General features: G+C 47.5%; 14 protein-coding genes. 10 read left to right on the forward strand and 4 right to left on the reverse strand.

Annotation, left to right across the window (positions count from 1 at the left end; all coding sequences use genetic code 11):
• Positions 1-192: 192 nt before the first annotated feature.
• The gene (lhgO, locus tag MGMO_RS13955) at positions 193-1386 is read left to right on the forward strand and encodes an L-2-hydroxyglutarate oxidase (RefSeq protein ID WP_023495699.1); all 1194 of its coding nucleotides are present in this window, start codon (positions 193-195) and stop codon (positions 1384-1386) included.
• A gap of 252 nt (positions 1387-1638) precedes the next feature.
• Here lhgO and MGMO_RS13960 read toward each other — a convergent pair whose 3' ends face one another.
• The 3 genes from MGMO_RS13960 to MGMO_RS13970 form a co-directional block, all read right to left on the reverse strand.
• Positions 1639-3219 carry an alkaline phosphatase D family protein gene (locus MGMO_RS13960; protein WP_023495700.1) on the reverse strand — a complete coding sequence of 527 codons (1581 nt, stop codon included), beginning with the start codon at positions 3217-3219 and terminating at the stop codon, positions 1639-1641.
• A 112-nt stretch (positions 3220-3331) separates the two neighbouring features.
• On the reverse strand, positions 3332-4564 hold the full coding sequence (locus MGMO_RS13965; protein WP_023495701.1) for a glycerophosphodiester phosphodiesterase family protein: 1233 nt from the start codon (positions 4562-4564) through the stop codon (positions 3332-3334).
• A gap of 209 nt (positions 4565-4773) precedes the next feature.
• The gene (locus MGMO_RS13970) at positions 4774-6543 is read right to left on the reverse strand and encodes a bifunctional metallophosphatase/5'-nucleotidase (protein WP_023495702.1); all 1770 of its coding nucleotides are present in this window, start codon (positions 6541-6543) and stop codon (positions 4774-4776) included.
• A 925-nt stretch (positions 6544-7468) separates the two neighbouring features.
• Here MGMO_RS13970 and MGMO_RS13980 point away from each other — a divergent pair.
• The 9 genes from MGMO_RS13980 to kdpF all read left to right on the forward strand — a co-directional run bounded on the left by MGMO_RS13980 (position 7469) and on the right by kdpF (position 19020).
• Positions 7469-8902 (forward strand): transglutaminase domain-containing protein, encoded by a 1434-nt coding sequence (locus tag MGMO_RS13980; protein WP_023495703.1) that lies wholly within the window; start codon positions 7469-7471, stop codon positions 8900-8902.
• A gap of 486 nt (positions 8903-9388) precedes the next feature.
• A complete protein-coding gene (locus tag MGMO_RS13985; protein WP_023495704.1) occupies positions 9389-10981 on the forward strand; it encodes an ABC-F family ATPase in 1593 nt (530 codons plus the stop codon).
• A gap of 401 nt (positions 10982-11382) precedes the next feature.
• Positions 11383-12672, forward strand: coding sequence for a DEAD/DEAH box helicase (locus MGMO_RS13990; protein ID WP_023495705.1), 1290 nt, complete (start codon positions 11383-11385; stop codon positions 12670-12672).
• Between the two features lie 418 nt (positions 12673-13090).
• Entirely contained in the window at positions 13091-13348 is a 258-nt protein-coding gene (locus MGMO_RS13995; RefSeq protein ID WP_023495706.1) for a DUF1488 family protein, read from the forward strand.
• A 368-nt stretch (positions 13349-13716) separates the two neighbouring features.
• Positions 13717-14259 carry a DUF1415 domain-containing protein gene (locus tag MGMO_RS14000; protein WP_023495708.1) on the forward strand — a complete coding sequence of 181 codons (543 nt, stop codon included), beginning with the start codon at positions 13717-13719 and terminating at the stop codon, positions 14257-14259.
• Positions 14260-14679: 420 nt separating this feature from the next.
• Entirely contained in the window at positions 14680-16911 is a 2232-nt protein-coding gene (locus MGMO_RS19110) for a ferritin-like domain-containing protein (protein ID WP_023495709.1), read from the forward strand.
• Between the two features lie 14 nt (positions 16912-16925).
• Positions 16926-17852 carry an MNIO family bufferin maturase gene (gene bufB, locus MGMO_RS14010; protein ID WP_023495710.1) on the forward strand — a complete coding sequence of 309 codons (927 nt, stop codon included), beginning with the start codon at positions 16926-16928 and terminating at the stop codon, positions 17850-17852.
• Positions 17849-18691, forward strand: coding sequence for an HvfC/BufC N-terminal domain-containing protein (locus tag MGMO_RS14015; protein WP_023495711.1), 843 nt, complete (start codon positions 17849-17851; stop codon positions 18689-18691). Before bufB ends, MGMO_RS14015 begins: the two co-directional genes overlap by 4 nt.
• Before the next feature lie 239 nt (positions 18692-18930).
• Positions 18931-19020, forward strand: a complete 90-nt coding sequence (gene kdpF / locus MGMO_RS14020; RefSeq protein ID WP_023495712.1) for a K(+)-transporting ATPase subunit F — start codon at positions 18931-18933, stop codon at positions 19018-19020.
• A 111-nt stretch (positions 19021-19131) separates the two neighbouring features.
• Here kdpF and MGMO_RS21270 read toward each other — a convergent pair.
• A partial coding sequence (locus MGMO_RS21270) for a hypothetical protein (RefSeq protein ID WP_456152403.1) occupies positions 19132-19363 on the reverse strand: 232 nt, incomplete at its 5' end.

The raw sequence follows: 19363 nt of genomic DNA on the forward strand, positions 1-19363 counted from the left end.
TTAAATGATTCGGCTATATATTTTTCGTTTTCTTTGTTCTCGACATAGAAAATGGAGCACAGTACGGAAAGGATTTCTGGCAAGGCTCAAGAATGGCCAATGAACAGGCTAATTGTATATCCCTTATGGGGATTGTCGATGGGATAATGTTCATGCATTACAATTTAATTAATCAGGACTTAGAAATCTTCCATGAATAAACAAAAATCCTTTCTTGTTATAGGGGGCGGATTAGTGGGTTTGGCTACCGCTTATCGGCTATTGGAGCGTTTTCCGTCGGCTAAGCTCATTTTGCTGGAAAAAGAAACCAAGGTCGGTATGCATCAAAGCACCCACAATAGCGGTGTTTTACACGCAGGACTTTACTATGCGCCTGGTTCAGCCAAAGCAAAATTGGCTGTAACCGGTATTAAACAAATGGTTGAGTTCTGCCGTATGGAGCATATCGCTCATGAGATCTGCGGGAAACTTGTTGTTGCTGTAACGCCTGAAGAATTGCCGCGTTTGGATGAATTATTCAGGCGCGGCATATCAAACGGGCTGAAAGGGCTCAAGAAGCTTGATAGGGACGAAGCACGAAAACTCGAACCCAACGTCAATGCACTAGCGGCCGTGCATGTCCCAGAAGAAGGAATAGTCGACTATCGGCAAGTCTGTGACCGAATGGCCGCCATTATCCAAGACCGTGGCGGACAGATTGTGACTGATGCCAAAGTCGTGCAAATCAACCTCAAGTCTGGCATGTGGTTAACCACCACCAGCACTAAAACCGAATTCACCGGTGATTTCTTGGTCAATTGTGCAGGATTATATTGCGACCGTGTCGCTGAACTTGCCGGGGAAAAACGTGAGGTAAGGATTGTTCCATTTCGCGGTGAATATTACCTGCTCAAACCTTCGGCAGGGCAGTTGGTGAAAAACTTGGTGTATCCAGTGCCCAATCCAGAATTTCCTTTCTTGGGTGTCCATTTTACCCGGATGATTCATGGGGGAGTGGAGGCCGGTCCGAACGCTGTGCTAGCTTTTGCCCGCGAAGGATACCATTTTTCTAAAATCGATAGTCGGGATCTGCTTGATGCGTTACTGTTTCCTGGGCTTTGGCGTTTTCTTCGTAAATATCCGGCGATGGCCTTTTCAGAATTCGCACAGTCATTGAGTAAAGACCATTTCTGCAAGACACTTCAGCGGCTTGTACCGGATATACGGATAGATGACTTAGTTCCGGGGCATGCCGGCGTACGCGCCCAAGCCATGAGTGCGACAGGCGATTTGGTCAATGATTTTCACTTGGTGGTACGCCACAATGCTATTCACGTGATTAACGCGCCAAGCCCGGCGGCTACGGCTTCACTGGCAATTGGCGAACATATCGTCAACCAGTTGTAGGATTGACATGACGGACGATCCCTAGGTTGTCCAACTTATGTCCAATACTAATTTTACCCGGTAAAAACGAATCTATGTCATCTGGTTCAAGATTATCGTTCAGCGAGCCCGAACATGACATGAAAAAGGCGGACAAGTCCTGTATAGTCGAATAAAGTTCAGTGGGTTACACTTAATTCGAACGAGGACTTGCCCGTGACAAATTGTGCCCGACCCGGATGGGATTCCCAACCTTTTTCGGGGATCCTTATGTTAATCTTCTGCGGGCAACGTCTTGCTAAATACCGTCGTGCCTGCAATATCTTTCAGGTCAACGGTCAATGCTTTACTGTTCCTGTCGATGTTTACTTCACCGAAAAATTGCAGTCCCGCATAAGGTGAAAGATTAGACTTCCCGTCAGGTGGTGCTTTGCTAAATACCACTTGTGGGCCGAAAGTGCCGTCTGTGGTATTTGGGCCAAAAGAACCCGCATTGAGTGGGCCGGCGACGAACTCCCAAAACGGTGTAAAGTCTTTGGTTTGAGCCTTGGCGGGATCATAGAAATGGGCGGCGGCGTAATGCACGTCCGCTGTTAGCCAAACAATATTGTTGATTTCCTCGTGCTTGATGAAGCGCAACAAACGGGCCGTTTCCAATTCACGCCCACGTGCCACGCCATTGTCGCCATTGGCAATGGCCTCCCAGCGAGGCGTACCATTGGGAATATTGTTAATAGTGCCGTCCCCTATGTTCAGGCCAATTGGCATGTCCGCAGAAATGACTTTCCATACGGCCTTAGAGTTTTTCAGCTCATTCTCCAGCCATGCCACTTGCAAATCACCAAGAAATGCAGTTTCAATGCTTTCCTGAGTTTGCAGATTGGCTGTATTAGGCCCGCGATAGCTGCGCATGTCCAAGACAAACACATCCAGCAATCTACCGTAAGAAATTTTCCGGTATACACGGTCAGATTCCTCAGCATCATGGGGACGCAAGGGGGCGTATTCATGAAAGGCTTTGGTGGCACGGGCGATTAAGGTCGGAATATCCTTAACGGTATAGCGGTCATCTGCGTTTAAGTCTTTGGCGCTAGACCAATTGTTGACGACTTCATGGTCGTCCCATTGCCATATTTGCGGCACTTCGGCGTTGAACCGACGGATATTGTGGTCCATCAGGTTATATTTGTAACGGCCACGGAATTCACCCAGGGTTTCGGCAACTTTGCTCACCTCAGGGATCACAAGGTTGGTCCAAATTTGTCCATTCTCCGCCGGTTTGCTTTCAGGTATAGGGCCGTCAGAATAGACATTGTCGCCGCTGGAAATATAGAATTGCGGTTCAACTTGACGCATTGCTTCATAGATTTTCATGCCGCCAAAGGCTTCGTTGATACCCCAGCCTTGGCCACTGACGTCCCCGCCCCAAACGAAACGGATGCTTTCTTGTTTGCCGATGGTATGGAAATGGCCGAGTATCGGTTCGCTTTTGCCGTGGGCATTGGTCAAGTCTTCAAACCAGACTTTGACGAAAACATCCTTGCCTTCGGGAAGCCCGACCAAATCCTGACGGGCGGTAAAATCATTGCCTTCATCTGCATAAGGGCCGACGATAGTTTTGGCATGTGTAAATTGTTCGTTGAATGCGTATTGCACCATCATACGCGCTGGGCGGTCAGAACGGCTCCAGACGATAGTCCGTCCTGGAGCCAAGTCGCCGAATTGGATGCCTTGTTCCATCAGTGGGACATCAGCCGCTACGGCGTTTGGTATCGTGCAGGCCAGTAATAGAGGCAGGGCGGCGAAGGTTAAGCATTTGGGGTTCAGGTAAGAATTTGGGTCGCATGTTTTCATGGGGAAAGCTCCTCAGGTAGGGTCGATGAGATTCAAGGCAAAAATGCCAAATGATGCGAGATAGTGCGTGATAAACGGGCGGGTTACTCGGTTAACCCGCCCGTTCACACGGCTATTTCAATTTCATGCAGTTGGCATAATAAGTAACGGTAGCGGCCCAATCTGAGAAAATACCCCTTATACCGACATCTTGTGCCAGCACATCGAGAAGGACCATCGTGTCTCCATCGGTTTTAACGCCGCCTAAGACGGATTGATAGTAGAAAGAATTGCCGGCAATATTTTTTAGCAGGCCAGAACGTTCCAACGTCCAAGTGATGATGTCCAGCCCAGCGGCCTTAGCGGCTAAGGCATAGTCGGAAGGAATAATCTTGTTACGGGCATCGAGAGTCACCAACGTCCAGGTTGGCGGTGCCACTATTTGTACACCGTCTGCAGCAAGCGAAGCCAATCTGGCGGTAGCAGCCGGCATGTCGGCAGGAACATTCAAGTCTTCGAGGGCAACGGCTTGTCTGCCAAAAGCAGGTTCATGGTTAATCCAGTAACGTAAGTCATCATGGTTAAAGGATTGTGCATAAACGTCCGTCGGATTTACACCGGCAGCCTTATATTCATCAATCATTTTTTGTGCGTAATCTTGCTGGGTAAAGCCGTCAAACGGCATAGGTACGCTGGCAGCTTTTAGCTCCGGTGTCATCTTTACGCCCAGTTTCTTGAACAGGCTTATGCTTTCCTTATGGCTCATCAAGATGCCATTGCCGGAATACGTATCGGTACGAAAATCAGGAGTGCCGGCCATATATTCCGCAACCGTTTTCGCGTTGGGATTACTGCCATCCATCTTGCCTTTCAGCGTCTTGAATTCAGCTAAAGAAATATCGCTGGTACAGCATTGCACGTTAGCAAACGGTGTTGCACTGGTAAAGTCGGGTTGGACTGAGCACTTACTGGCTAAAGGCGTTTCCAGGATGTTAGTCGTCGTGTGCAGGTCGCATTGTGAATGGCGGCAGACCAGTTCTTTGTCCTTGGTAAAGGTGACGTCGCACTCGACTATGCCCGCACCCATACGCGCCGCCGCTTCATACGATTGCTTGGTGTGCTCGGAAAATTGCAGGGCGGCGCCACGATGGCCAATCGAAAAATCGGTTTTATGGAAAGAATTTTCAGAACATTTTTGCAGCTTGGTTTTAAGTGCGCTGTCCTGCATATCGTTGACCAAGAAAAATGGCCTAGGCCCCAACTGGACGCTATGTACAGGGTGCGGTTCATTTTCGGCAGATTGTGCGAGGGGGGACAGTGTTGTTAGCACTGCCGATATAGCGAATAACGTGTTAATCAATCTCATGGTAATCTCCAACGTATTATTTTTTAGTTATCGAATTCAACTTAGAAAGTATCTAGGCTGAACCTTGAACACTACTCGGCTGTTATGTCGGTTTGATGTCGGTTCTGTTAACAATTGATGAAAAGCAAGCAAGCAGGAAATAGGATTAGAACGCCATGCCAGCCGCTGGTAGAAGCAACCAGCGGCTGGCATCGCAAAAGCCATTGCGGTTATGGCAAGCTTAGTATGCGGTCAAGCAGGCCGGGTGTAACAGGCGAGTTAAGCGCGAAGTATGCTTCCAGGGCATCGATGTCTTGTGCGCCTCCCAAACGGTTTGTGCCTTGCGGAAGGACTAAGAAATTATCGCCGCCATCTGCCATAAAGCTGTTGACCGTGACCCTATAATTGGCTGTCGGGTCAACCGCTACCCCATTGATTTTGATGCTGGCTGGATTAACCTTGTCACAAGCAGGGCCGGACAATGACCATTCGTAAGAGAACCCTTCAGAAACCGACAGTATCCGATTAAAAGGCTGGTTGTTTGGGCAACCGGTAAATTGCTGTTCGAGCAAGGTTTCGATTTGTGCGCCTGTCAATGTCATTGTCACTAGGCTATTTCCAAACGGGTGTACAGAAAACGCTTCGCCGAACGTGACATTGCCATCGCCTTCCCCAGCGCTGCTTGAAAGATATGTCAAGCTTTCGCGAATGCCACCAGGATTCATAAAGGCAACCACTGCGTTGCCGAAGCCAGGATCTTTAGTGGCAGTCAGTTGAGAATCGGCGATTACGTCACCCATAGCCGATTCGCCTGCCGTATTAGGGGTGCGCGAAAGAATGGCAGTAATGCTGCCGATAACACGGTCAGCAATCGGTTGCACTAGTGCCTTGTAGTTATCGACAATCTGCTTGATACCCGCATCTGGGATAATGGCCGTATTCGTCCTGTCCACAAGCTTATTCGTCGCATTGACGCTTTGTACCCTTCCGGTTTTGGCATTAATAGCCATATCAATGTCAGTAAATACGCGGCCTTGGGAATTGGCGCTGGTCACCGGAATGGTGTGAGTGCCATTCTGGGTTGCAACCATGCAGTTATAAGCTTGATGGGTATGTCCAGAGATCACAAGGTCAACCAAATCGGATAGTCGGTTGACTATCGTTTTCAACGGAGAACCCGCTAGGTTGTCGTCACAGGTATTGATGGTCGATACAGCTTGCGCCACAGGTATCGTACCGCCTTGATGGATCAAGACCACAATGGCTTTCGCGCCCCTTCTGTAAAGTTGCGGAATCAAGGCGTTAATAGTTACGGCTTCATCTTTGAATTCCAATCCTGCCACGCCTGTAGGCGTTACTATCGTGGGCGTTTCTTTTAGAGTCAGGCCGATATAAGCAACTTTAACGTCGTCGTATTCTTTGATGGTATAAGGAGGAAACAAGGTCTTGCCGGTAGCCGTTTCTACGACATTAGCTGCCAAAAACTTAAAATCAGCGCCTTCGAATGGGACGGGCGTTCCGACGGCAGCACCTTGGCAACTGTTTGCATCGGTCGGGTGGCAGCCGCCCTTTTGCATCCTTAACAACTCATCCTTGCCTTCATCAAACTCGTGATTACCGACGGCATTGATATCCAAACCAACACGGTTCATAGTCTCGATAGTGCCTTCATCATGGAATAGGGCAGAAACCAGGGGCGTCGCGCCAATAAGATCACCTGCCGAAACAAAAGTCGTATTGGGATTTTTGCCCCTAATGTCGGCGATATAACCCGCAATCCAATCGATGCCGCCTACTGATGTGCTAGGTTGCGGGGTGGCGGGTGCATTGCGCAATGAACCCGGTGATTCTAATTGTCCGTGGAAGTCATTGATGGCAATTATTTTGACATTTACCGGCCGCTTTTGCGGTTTACGTTCTTGTTCAATTTCAACTCCGTGGCAAATACGAGTCATAGAGAGTATTAAGGCGATACCGCTAGCAATTTGTCGCATTTTCATGGGTTTGCTCCTTTTTGAATTTGTTGAATGTCTGTGGGTGGTGGGGGTTATTGGGCCAGTTTCCAACCGCTGCAATTCACCAAGCGCTTTAGTCAAGACGAATATCAGCACCTGACGAATGCCCTAACCATAACCCAGTAATATGAATTTGCGGTGACAGCAACATGACGGCTATATGTCAGTGGTGATGGTTTTTTAATGTTGAGATAGGCTATCTATCGGCTAAGTGGATGTGCCGATAGTTTTTTGTGAAGTCGGTTCAATGTGTGGACATCAGTATTTTTGAGGTTATTGAAGGGAGCTATGAATAAGCTGTTCGACAGGGACGAACGGCTAGGCGTTGATCTCACTCGGGGTGAGTTGATAAGAAAGGGATGCTTGTCTTTAATGCTGAATGTATTTCTATTAATGGGAATTTCGACAAGGCTTCCCTGATCTGGGTCGAAGGGCGTAGTACGAACAGTAACGGGTTAATGGGTTCTTGGCGAGCCGTGAATTTGTCATACGGTCAAACTAATGATCGAAATCGACGTATCCAGAATATCCTTAAAAGTTGGATTCGGCGACGGCGCATGGATTCGAAAAAGCAATAAGTATTTAGCGGTGCTCGGCGAGTTCGGGGTTCATCGGCACCGATGTCGGTGCCTGCAACGCAGGCGGAAATACGGGTTTGTCCAGCGGGAGCCTCACCAAATTTCGACCGGCGTCAGGAGCCTCCCAGTGCACAATGCAGAAAAAAGTCTTGAAAATATCAACCCAACATTTTTGATGGCTACGCAGTTTTATTAAACTTTATCGCAATTTCCAATAAATATACGAAAAGGTGCTATTTTTTACATTACTTCATAATTACATAACGCTTCTCCTTTCGCGATGGGTAAATCCAAACCTTTATTGAGCTGATTTCTACTATGAGGAACTTTGTATGTGTATGCAATTGAACGGTATTCGTCCTTACCAAGGCTGGAATTGGAGTGGCGACATGATTGTCCACGACACGACCATCCCGGCCAGCCGAAAAGTTCCCGGAACACAAATCAAAGGCTATTACATCGATATACGCGAGTTTGTGTCTATTGGCGGCAATTCAGTGATACGGAAAACGCTCCACGAGATTTCGGATAAATGGACGATCCAGGACAAATTGTTGTTTTTTAAACGCAGCACCGGAGGATTTGATTTTCGTGCCGATAAGATTTTTAACTGGTTCTCGAGCCTGGACTATATCAAATCAAAACGGCGCTTCGACCAATGGTTATTTCCTGAAGAAACGCTGGCCCAAAACGGTGGGGATTGTGAGGACTTGAGTTTTCTTTTGGCAAGCCTGCTAATCGAATCTGGCATCAGCCATACCTGCGTAAGGGTCGCATTAGGCCGGATTGTGGATCATACCCTCGAACGTAGCAAACCTCACGACCATGCCTGGGTTATGTATCAAAACGAATCAGGCGCTTGGCAAATTCTTGATCCCTTGGCGCAAGTAAAACAAAATAAAAAATTTAGCCCAGATAAAAAAAGTCCTGACGAACCTAAGAAGGCAAGTTATAACCCCGACTACGCCATTCAAGATATTGAATATATTCCGTGCTTTGTCTTTAATCCTGAACATTTATGGCGAGTGCGTTCCACCGAAGCTATCGCAGGTGAAACACTTCAGGATTATCTGAACAGCCGCAACTTTTGGACGACGTTTGACCCCTCATTCGCAGCCAGTGTCCATAGCTTTATTTTTGAACGGGCACTCATAGGAATGCCGATAAATGACTTAAACAAGGTCAAGGCCGCTAGCTTAAGGGTTGATATTAATGTGCTGGCTTATGATCCAAGAGACCATTTTGACTTTGCATACGTACAAGAAAGTTGGGATCGGATTAACCGTCGCTTACAGTCTGGGGATCTTGATGATTTTGGGCTGGCTGTCCACGCGATTGGTGATTTTTACGCGCATACCTTGTACGCTTATTTTGCCCCCAAAACCACCTCGAATCGCATTTCACCTTACGATCCTGCCAACCCCATCCCCTCAGCACAATTGGCGTATGACTTTACAGGCTTGCCGATGCCAGGCGCAAGCCTTGATGCAAAAAAAGCGGCAAAGTTGTGGCAAGGGCAGTTGATTTCCGGGCAATGGTGGCGATGGTATACAACTTACCCGTCCGATTTAAAAAAGCCCAATGAATTGCAAAAACACCGTAATCTTCCAGACCACGATTGTCTGGCAGTCGATACCCCTACACCTAGCCAAAAAGACCATTTTTTCGTGAAAAACGGGACCTATCAAAAACAATTTAAACTTCGCCAACAAGCTGCCATAGAGCATGTCGCGCAGGTTTATCAGATGTGGCGTAAAAAGCATTAAACCATTGCCATAGCCTCCATAAGAGTGATGACTATTGATTCGGCCTTGTGAAGTATTAAGTTTCCGTTCGCCTTGAGCCTGTCGAAAGGCGGTGTGTGCTTCGACAAGCTCAGCACGAACGGTTCGGACATTAAAAGGCCGAATCTATAGGCAACAAAAATAGGGATACACAGTTGGGCAGCATTTCTTAGGGAGTTACGTTCGAATTCCGTGGGAGGCAGATAACCTAACCTGCATTGAACATGCTTCCCATTGTAAAAGGCGATATAGCCGTTAATGCTAAGTATCGCCGCTTTTTTGTTTCTAAATTTTGCATAAACCCATTATTCGTGTTTGAGGCTACAGAAAATTCACTATTACGAGTGGCTGCGATTTTGTGTAAGTATATGGAAGCCAATTGTTGTAAAATAGTCACCGCATACGCCCAAAAGCCATAACCACTTACCTTGGGTATCACTTTATTTCCCACCCTTTCGGAACACCCCTTTGATAACCTCCGCGAACATTACTATGCAGTTTGGGGCTAAGCCCCTGTTTGAAAACGTTTCTGTTAAATTCGGTGACGGCAACCGTTACGGCTTGATCGGCGCTAATGGTTGCGGCAAATCCACCTTCATGAAAATCCTGAGCGGCGACCTGGAACCTTCCACCGGCAACGTCAGCATCTCCCCTGGTGAGCGTTTAGGGATATTGCGCCAAGATCAATTTGCTTATGAAGAATTCAGTGTTATCGATACCGTCATTATGGGGCATAAGGAACTCTGGCATATCAAGCAGGAACGCGACCGCATTTACGCACTGCCTGAAATGACGGAAGAAGAAGGGTTGCAGGTCGCCGACCTGGAAGTGGAGTTTGGGGAGATGGACGGCTACACTGCCGAAGCCAGGGCAGGGGAGCTATTGCTCGGTTTGGACATCCCGCAGGGACAGCATTACGGCTTGATGAGTGCCGTTGCGCCAGGTTGGAAATTGCGGGTATTGTTGGCGCAAGCCTTGTTTGCCAATCCCGACATCTTGTTGTTGGACGAGCCGACCAACAACTTGGACATCAATACCATCCGCTGGCTTGAAAATGTGCTTAACGAGCGCAACAGCACCATGATTATCATCTCGCATGACCGGCATTTTTTGAACAGCGTCTGCACCCACATGGCGGATATGGATTATGGCGAGCTGCGTGTTTATCCTGGCAACTACGACGATTACATGACTGCCGCATCGCAAGTGCGTGAACAGTTGCTGGCGGGAAATGCGAAGAAAAAAACCCAAATGGCCGAGTTGCAAACCTTCGTCAGCCGCTTTTCGGCGAATGCGTCCAAAGCCAAGCAAGCGACTTCACGGGCACGACAGTTGGAAAAAATTAAGCTCGACGAAGTTAAACCGTCCAGTCGGGTCAACCCTTTTATCCGCTTTGACCAAGGCAAAAAGCTGTTCCGGGTGGCGTTGGAAATCGAAGGCTTGAGCAAGGGTTATGGGGCAGGGCCGCTGTTCAAAGACTTAAAGTTGATGATTGCCGTGGGCGAGCGGGTTGCCGTCATCGGCCCTAACGGGATCGGCAAATCCACTCTGCTGCGTACCTTGGTCGGGGACTTAAGGCCGGATACAGGCAAGATTAAATGGTCGGAAAACTCGGAAGTGGGTTATTACGCCCAGGATCACGCCGAAGACTTTGCCGATAATGTCACGCTTATCGAATGGATGGGGCAATGGCGTAAAGAAAGCGACGACGACCAAACGATACGCGGCACTTTAGGCCGTTTGTTATTCTCATCGGACGACATCAACAAACCTGTCAAGGTGCTTTCAGGGGGCGAGCAAGGCCGCATGCTTTTCGGCAAATTGATCCTGCAAAAAAATAACATCATGGTCATGGATGAACCCACCAACCACCTTGATATGGAATCTATCGAATCACTGAATACGGCGTTGGAAAACTACCCCGGCACCTTGATATTTGTCAGCCACGACCGAGAGTTCGTATCGTCGTTAGCAACAAGGATTATCGAACTGACCCCGACAGGCATCGTCGATTTTAATGGGAATTATGAAGATTACCTGGACAGCCAAAGTCTCCAGTAACGTAGCGTTACTGCCCAAAATTGAGGTTATGCATTCCGAGATGAACGCTGGGAAAAGGGTCCATGACAATCACCTATTGACGGTTCAACAGGGTTGTTACTGAAAGTGAGGGGTATTCCAGCAATCTATTATTGACCGGCATCCATATAAGTGTGATAATAGAATCAGTAATTTAGGAAAAAGTGCAGTAAGTCGACAAAATCTGTCCTGTTTGCCAAATTCGTATCCTATCAAAATCATCAGTCCGCAAGTTTTCTCCAGCTTTTTAATCTGGTTATCCCTGTCGTTTAGGCTGAAGTTTGAAAGCCTTTTTTTCCGCTCACGTTTGCCACACCTGACAACACCTTAAGGTGTATGGGGCTCTGGGGGCTTATGGCGGTTTTACATACTTAATTTAATCAATGACATTTTCTACTCTCGGTTTGTCCGAACCCCTTTTGCGCGCAGTGAGCGGGCAAGGTTACACCACCCCTACCCCTATCCAATTACAAGCGATTCCGGCGGTATTATCCGGCCAGGACCTGATGGCGGCAGCTCAAACCGGCACCGGCAAAACTGCCGGATTTACCTTACCGCTATTACATCGCCTATCCGGCGGCGATAAGGTGCAAGCCAATTCTATCCGTGCGCTGGTCTTAACGCCGACCCGTGAACTGGCGGCGCAAGTCGGCGAAAGTGTTGCCACTTACGGTAAGCATTTGCCTTTACGTTCTGCGGTCATTTTCGGCGGCGTTTCGATCAACCCGCAAATGATGGCGTTGCGGCGCGGCGTTGATGTGTTGGTCGCTACCCCTGGGCGCTTAATGGACTTATACAGCCAGAATGCGGTCAAGTTTTCGCAACTAGAAATCCTGGTGCTGGACGAAGCCGACCGGATGCTGGATATGGGCTTTATCCGCGACATCCGTAAGATCATGGCGTTGTTGCCCAAGCGTCGGCAAACATTGATGTTTTCAGCGACGTTTTCCGATGATATCCGAGGTCTGGCTAAAGATTTGTTGCATAACCCGGCGTTCGTCGAAGCGACCCCACGCAATGCGGCTGCCACTACGGTCAAGCAATGGGTGCATCCGGTCGACCAAAAGCGAAAACCGGAATTGCTCAGCCATTTGGTTCGCCATCACGGTTGGGAACAGGTGTTGGTGTTTACCCGTACCAAGCACGGCGCAAACCGCGTTGCTGAAAAACTCGCACAAGACGGCATAACAGCCGCCGCTATCCATGGGAACAAAAGCCAAGGCGCACGGACAAAGGCACTAGCGGATTTCAAGCAAGGTCAAGTCCGCGTATTGGTGGCGACCGACATTGCTTCTCGTGGCCTGGACATCGAGCAACTGCCGCAAGTCGTCAACTTCGACCTGCCCAATGTTGCCGAAGATTATGTGCATCGCATTGGCCGTACGGGTCGCGCGGGAGCTAATGGGCAAGCGGTATCGTTAGTCAGTATCGACGAAAAACAAATGCTGGCGGGTATAGAAAAACTGATTCGGCAAGCGTTGCCGCGCGAGATGGTGGTAGGCTTCGAGCCGGATGCCACTATTCCCGCAGCATTGCCATTAAAGCACAATGCCCGTTCGACCCATAAACCGGCGGCGAAAAACGGCTTTAGCAACGTATTGGGTAAAAACGCATTGGCGGCAAAGCCGCGTTCGCCAAGGAATAATAAACAACATAGAAATTTAGCCGGTTGATGGCCATATTTGGGGCTTATCAGGATTATAGCTGACCGCGTTTAGGTTTTAAGGATTCGCTATCTGGTTTTCAGATCCAATTGCTTCTTGATGTTTTTATACCCGTTGAAAACCTGTATACAAATGATTCAGGTATGTGAAAACTACTCTTACCAGAATTAAAACTGCTATTGGATACATCTTAGCGTATATTGACCTGTACGTGCGGGATGGAAGACAAGAAATGGCCGCTAAAGTTTACGATTAACGACCTACTCTCGTTTAGAGGGTAGGTAAGTTTTGCCTCATTATGGGGAATAGCGTCGCGTTCCCCATTTCCACCTGGTTTTCTTAGTTGAGCCTAACCTATGGCTAATAGTAATCGGCGATGCGGCCATCCAGCGTGCACAGCTTTCAAACATCTAGATCAGGAGATATTATGATTTCTTTCCCAAGGCTTGAGTGCTGGAACAATATGACAAAAATGGCAACTGTTGTGGCGGAAGTTGACAAAAAACGGGTGCTTTGCCGGATTTCGTCCGAGAGCCTGAGGGTTAAATTTGGGGCTTCGGATGATAAGCTGATGCAGTCAGTCGTTCAGCATCGCATGGTTATACAAGAGGCCGCAAAAAGGCTTATTGAACGGGATGACTTCCAAGAGGACGGTTCCGTCCTTATCCAAACAGCCGACCTCTAGGAAGCTAGGGTTACCTCATGCTTCATGAGGGAGGGGTACTGGAAAGGTGCGCGGATTTTCAATCGCCGCTTGCTGGGCGCAATCGTTAGTCTTTAGATTCTTTCTTGGCCTTTTTCGCAGCTTTCTTTTCCTTGGGGTTTAAGGCAGGTTTTTTCTTGTCTTCTTTATGGCTTCTTTGTTCTTTGCTCATTTTCGTGTTCCAAATGGTTGCGGGGCGGGATTGTATGCCGGTATCTCAATTAGCTCAATATTTGCAGCATCCTTTAATACTCAAATATCAGCTTACGCTCTTGCAACAGAAAGGACAATCTATTGTTGCAATGCACTGATAAACAAATTCCATTGCAAATACCTACTATAAAGAAAACATGGCCACTTCCCATAAAATCATTAAACAAACAAAAAAATGGATAGCCGATGTGGTGGTGGCATGTCATTTTTGCCCTTTTGCTGCTCAGGTTATCAAAGAGCAAAAAGTCCATTACGAAGTTGACACCCAGATTGCCATGGATGGCTGTATGGACGCTGTCTTACGGGAGCTAATCAGGCTAGATGGCGATAATAATATAGAAACCACATTCCTGATTTTTCCTGAGGCGTTTGCTCAATTTGATGATTTCCTTGACCTAGTGACGCTCGCGGAGAAACTATTAAAACGAAAGGGATATGCCGGTATTTATCAATTGGCCAGTTTTCATCCCTTATACCGATTTGCAGGCTCAACTGACAGCGATGCCGCAAATTATACGAACCGGTCTGTTTACCCGATGCTGCATTTGTTACGGGAAGCCAGCATTGACAAAGCTTTGGAGCATTATAAAAATCCGGAAGACATTCCCGCAGCCAATATCGCTTTTGCCCAGGAAAAAGGCTTATCTTCGATGAAGACGCTGAGGGAATCCTGTTTTTAGTCTAGTTGACTGCTTTACCCACTAAACAATTGAATAGAAAATAACTTGGGATTAGTAAGGTGATATTAATGGGTAAGTTAAACAAATTCTTGTAAAACGGCCTGTAAAAAATCCCAATAAATCGGTCGATTTTTTTACCCAACTCGGCTACATGTTTCCAAACATTGTATCATTCTCCCACGCACGGGTACTTTAACATGGGGCTCAATGGGTCGTAACCAAATACAGGTCTACCCATACGAGCTACACAAAATTGATAGACTCCAGTGAATATCGTCAGGCGTAACTATTGCAACGAGCTTAAGGAAAGCCGAATTCAGTTCCTGTATCACTTGGCAGCGATTTTTTCCTGAAACTTCCTGACAGGCTGCTACACTTCAGAGACAGCCACTCATTCCATTACCTAACCGGAGAATTTATATGGTTTCTGTAGACACCCATCATCAATGCGGAAATCTTTGTGATGCTTTAAGCCCAGAAGAGAAAAAGTTTGTTAGCCAGTTAAATAAATTATCCCCAGGACATATTCTTGAAGAATTAAAACAAAATCTTAAAACGGCGATTGCGATTGAACAAGCGACGATCCCGATTTATCTTTTTACGTATTATTCGCTCGAACGCAACAATAGGCTGGGGGAGAATATTCGGCCTGAAGATTTATTTGCCAATAAGGCGGGAGCGGCCATCATGAGCGTGGCTGTCGAGGAAATGTTACATATGTCGCTGTCTGCGAATATACTTTATGCCTTAGGCGAAGAGCCACAGCTATACCGCAATTCGCCCGCCAGTTACCCGACTCCATTGCCCTATCATAAACCTATAGGTCCAGACGGCCCGGAGGGTAAAAAAGACGCCGCTGTCCTGATCCCCCTTGCTAAATTCAGTTACGATCAGCTTTGGCATTTTCTTCAAATCGAGCGTCCGGAACAACGGCATACGCCACGTAAGGACAGGAACTGGACAATGATCGGCCAATTTTATTCTTATATTCGATGCTTAATCTGTTGTGAGCATATTACCGACGCGAGTTTTCAGGTTCGGGGCCCTGACTCGGCAAAATATCAGATCCAGAGTTATAACTATTCGCCTAATAATGTCGATACCGTCAGTCCGAAGGCTAAATTTGATCCTTGGGGGATCCCTCCTGCTGCTTGTCCAGGTAGGGATGCGCCCAGACTAGACAATTATCCGAATGCATCGGCGGCGGCTGAATACCAAAATAGGGCAGACAGTCACGTCGGCAAAACGCAGTTGCTAACGGTCAGCAGCAAGCAAGACGCCCTCCAGGCGATCCTGACTATTTGCCATCAAGGCGAAGGTTCCGACTATACCCAATGGGATGACAAGTCGGACAAAGAACGCTCACACTACTATAAGTTCTTATTGTTACAGGCCCAAATGGAGCCCTATATTAAGCGCCGCGAATATTTGGATCCAGTACCCAAAACTCCGGAACCTATCACCCCGACTGTTACCGAAAAAGAATTGGCTAACGTGATTGCCAATTACCCGGACAATCCTTCTTCTATCGGTTATTCGACGATATACCAAGAAAATACTGCCGGGCGAACAAACTATAGGCCGTTGTCAGACTTGTGCAATGGTGTTTACCAATATATGTATATCCTGACCGAGACCATTTACAAAGTGTCGGCAGAGCCCGGCGCAAATGAACAACAGCAACCACAAAAGTTGTTTTTCAACAGTGCCATGCATATGTCAATGATTTGGATTTTGGACAAACTCATCCAAGTCATGCGGGGTTACGATTTGGGTAATGGTCATGTGTTGGCCCCGACTTTTGAAAACATCAATCTCGGGCATCGTAAAGACGCTTTTAATAACTTAACGACGCTCGCTAGTATTGCCGAAAGCATGAATTATCCAGGTGTCCAATATCTTATCGACCGGATCAATGCCTTGCCGGATGTTGCCAGCTATTGGGATGACACAAGCCAACAAAGCTTAAGTGCCAATCAAAGCGTCAGCAAAACCCATGAAGCGCCTAATTCCGCACCGGGCGAACCTGTCCCAACACCTTATCCGTATAAGGATTCGCCGGTATTTGCGATAAATCCACCCAAGAAATGGCAGTTACCACCCGGTTTGCCCTTACATGCTTGCATGGGCTTAAATAGCTGCAAAGGTGCTGACCGTTACGGGACTAAAGGCCATGAAGACCCCAACAATCCAGGCGTTTTCATCGTGAACGACTGTGCAGGGCAAGGTTATTGTTCGACTACTTCGGACCATACCTGTCACGTACAAAATGATTGTAAAAATCAAGGCGGTTGCGGCCTTTATGGCACCGGGATAGAGATGAAAAATCCGGGTTATAACGAATGTAAAACGCTAGGGTCTTGTGCCACGCCGATTAATGCCGAACGGTTTAGTACCAATGGCGAAAACCAAGGCCTTAGTGTCTGGAAACGGGCACGCGAAGTATTCCAAACAAAGGTCTATCCACAGCTGCGCCAAGAACTGCTTGAACAAAGGGTAAATACACCATTGCCTGAGCAATTAGGCCCAGTACCCGACCCGTTCGCCGACACAGGACCGACTTATTTGTGGATTTCCGAAGATAATAAGGACCGAGATAACATGACCGCCTGCGGTGCCAGTGGCATGAGTGGTGCTGGAGGATGTAGCTAAGCGTAGGCTTGCAGATGCCGCATTCAAATTTAGGGTTAGGGCTCGGTTTACGCAATTGCCACTTCAATCACATTCTGTCGGCGTGGCCAGCAGTTGATTGGTTTGAAGCAATTTCTGAAAACTTTATGGACTCCGGTGGATGGCCTCGTCATGTTATCCGCCAAGTTGCCGAACATTATCCATTGGCGTTGCATGGCGTTTCGTTGTCGATAGGAAGTACTGAACCACTGAATTTCGACTACCTGAAAAAGTTGAAAAACCTGGCAACCGAAGTGCAAGCGGCCTGGATCAGCGACCATCTTTGCTGGACGGGCGTACAGGGTATTAATTCGCATGATTTGCTGCCGTTACCCTTAACCGAACAAAGCTTAAAACATGTGGCAGGTCGGGTTGCACAAGTACAGGATTTTTTAGGTCGAGAGTTGGTCCTGGAAAATCCCAGCACTTACATTACGTTTACCCAATCAACGCTATCGGAACCTGACTTTTTGCGTGAGCTGTGCAAGCAGACCGGCTGTCAATTATTGCTCGATGTCAACAATGTCTATGTCAGCGCTTTTAACTCCGGCACCGATGCAATTGATTACATAGAGCAATTCCCTTGCGAGTATGTCATTCAAATGCATCTCGCCGGACATCAACATTGCGGTACCCATATTATCGATACCCACGATAGGACGGTACGCACAGCGGTTTGGGAACTGTTTCGGCTGGCGTGGCTTCGTACCGGCGGGGTTGCCAGCTTATTGGAATGGGATGGCAACATTCCGCCGTTTGAACAATGCCATGCGGAAATCCTTAAGGCAAAGGACTATATGCTGGGCGAATTTGATCCTGCAAACGTCGCTATTTCAAGCGAAACAGAAAAGGAAACGATTTCAAATCCGGTAGGTTTCCTGGTTCCTGGCGTTATGGATAGGACTCAAGCGGAGGGCGCATGAGCGAGGATACTATTTCGCTCGATGCCATTCAGGTATGGCTGCAAAATGCACTCATTTCCCCAGGTTCAACTTCATGCCAAGAAATTGAAAAGCATTTAAGGCCCTCGGCCCAGTTAAAAGCTGCACAGCGGTTGGGCATTTATCAGCGCAGTTATTATCTTCGGCTATTGCAATGCATGAGAGAGCAGTTCCCGGCTTTGTGCCATGCCTTAGGCGATCAGTTATTTACGGATTTTGCCCGCGAATATCTACAAGCCTATCCTTCTGAAAGCTATACCTTATATGAACTAGGCAGACGTTTCCCCCAATATTTGGAGCAAACCCGACCCGATAAAGACGGCCTGCAACAAGCGCGCGAAAGCTGGGTCGACTTTATGATTGATCTGGCGCGTTTCGAGCGTCAACTTTTTGTCCTGTTTGATGCCCCAGGGCACGAAGGGAAATTGTTGGCCGATAGGACAGTGCCTGATCACGTATTGCAATTGCAACCTTGCTTTGCCTTGGCCGATTACCGTTTTCCGGTAGCAAGCTATTATCAGCAAGTGCGTAAAGGGAACAATCCTGCATTCCCGCCCGAAGGGCACTCGATGGTCGCAATGGCCCGAAAAAATTATCTAACAAGAATCTTGCTGTTAACGCCTACCCAACATGCGTTTTTAACCTTGTTGCAACAAGGCCATGAGATAGCTTATGCGCTTGAATTGATGGCATTGCAGTTAACATTAACTGTCGAATACGTCTATGAATCCTGGACAGCTCCTGACGGTATACGAAAACGCTGGATCGATGCGGGTGTTTTCATCCATAAAGGGATATGCGGCCCTGAAAGCATAGTGTAAGCCTACGGATAGCCCGTCGATTTAATCAGAAAGCACTCCACCTTTGGGTCAGTTGTTTGGCGAGAGGTATCGGAACTAAGCCAAGGTACGCTTTATAAATCAGGTAGGCCGCATGATGCGGTCGAGGGTTAACGAGAATTAAACTTTTTCCAGATAAAAACCAATACCAATTTTTACAACTTTTTTACATCCGTTACATTAAATTATCGCTCAACAATCCGTTATTAGAGGACTTACGAATGACCATCATTTACGGCCTAAGCGCTTTGCTGGCGATAGCGCTATTTATCTATCTGTTAGTGGCGTTATTTTTTCCGGAGAAATTTTAATGATCATTAATGATTATCTCCAAATCTCGTTCTATTTCATTACGCTCTTGCTATTCGCAAAGCCTTTGGGTGTTTATATGGCGAACGTGTACGAAAACTGCCCTGTGCTGATTAATCGCTGTTTCGCGCCCATAGAATTGGCGTTACCGTTTGGGCGGGATTAATCCTGAACAAGAAATGTCGTGGAAAGCGTATGCGGCGGCCTTGTTGTGGTTTAACCTGTTGGGTGGATTGGCGGTATTTCTGGTAGTGGCTAAACATTAACTGATAAGCTTGAATTATAGGAGACGACAAACCAATGGATAACGCCGTCATGCCACGTTGCGTCCTTGGAGAACGAGAG

Source organism: Methyloglobulus morosus KoM1, assembly GCF_000496735.2.
Lineage (GTDB): Bacteria > Pseudomonadota > Gammaproteobacteria > Methylococcales > Methylomonadaceae > Methyloglobulus > Methyloglobulus morosus.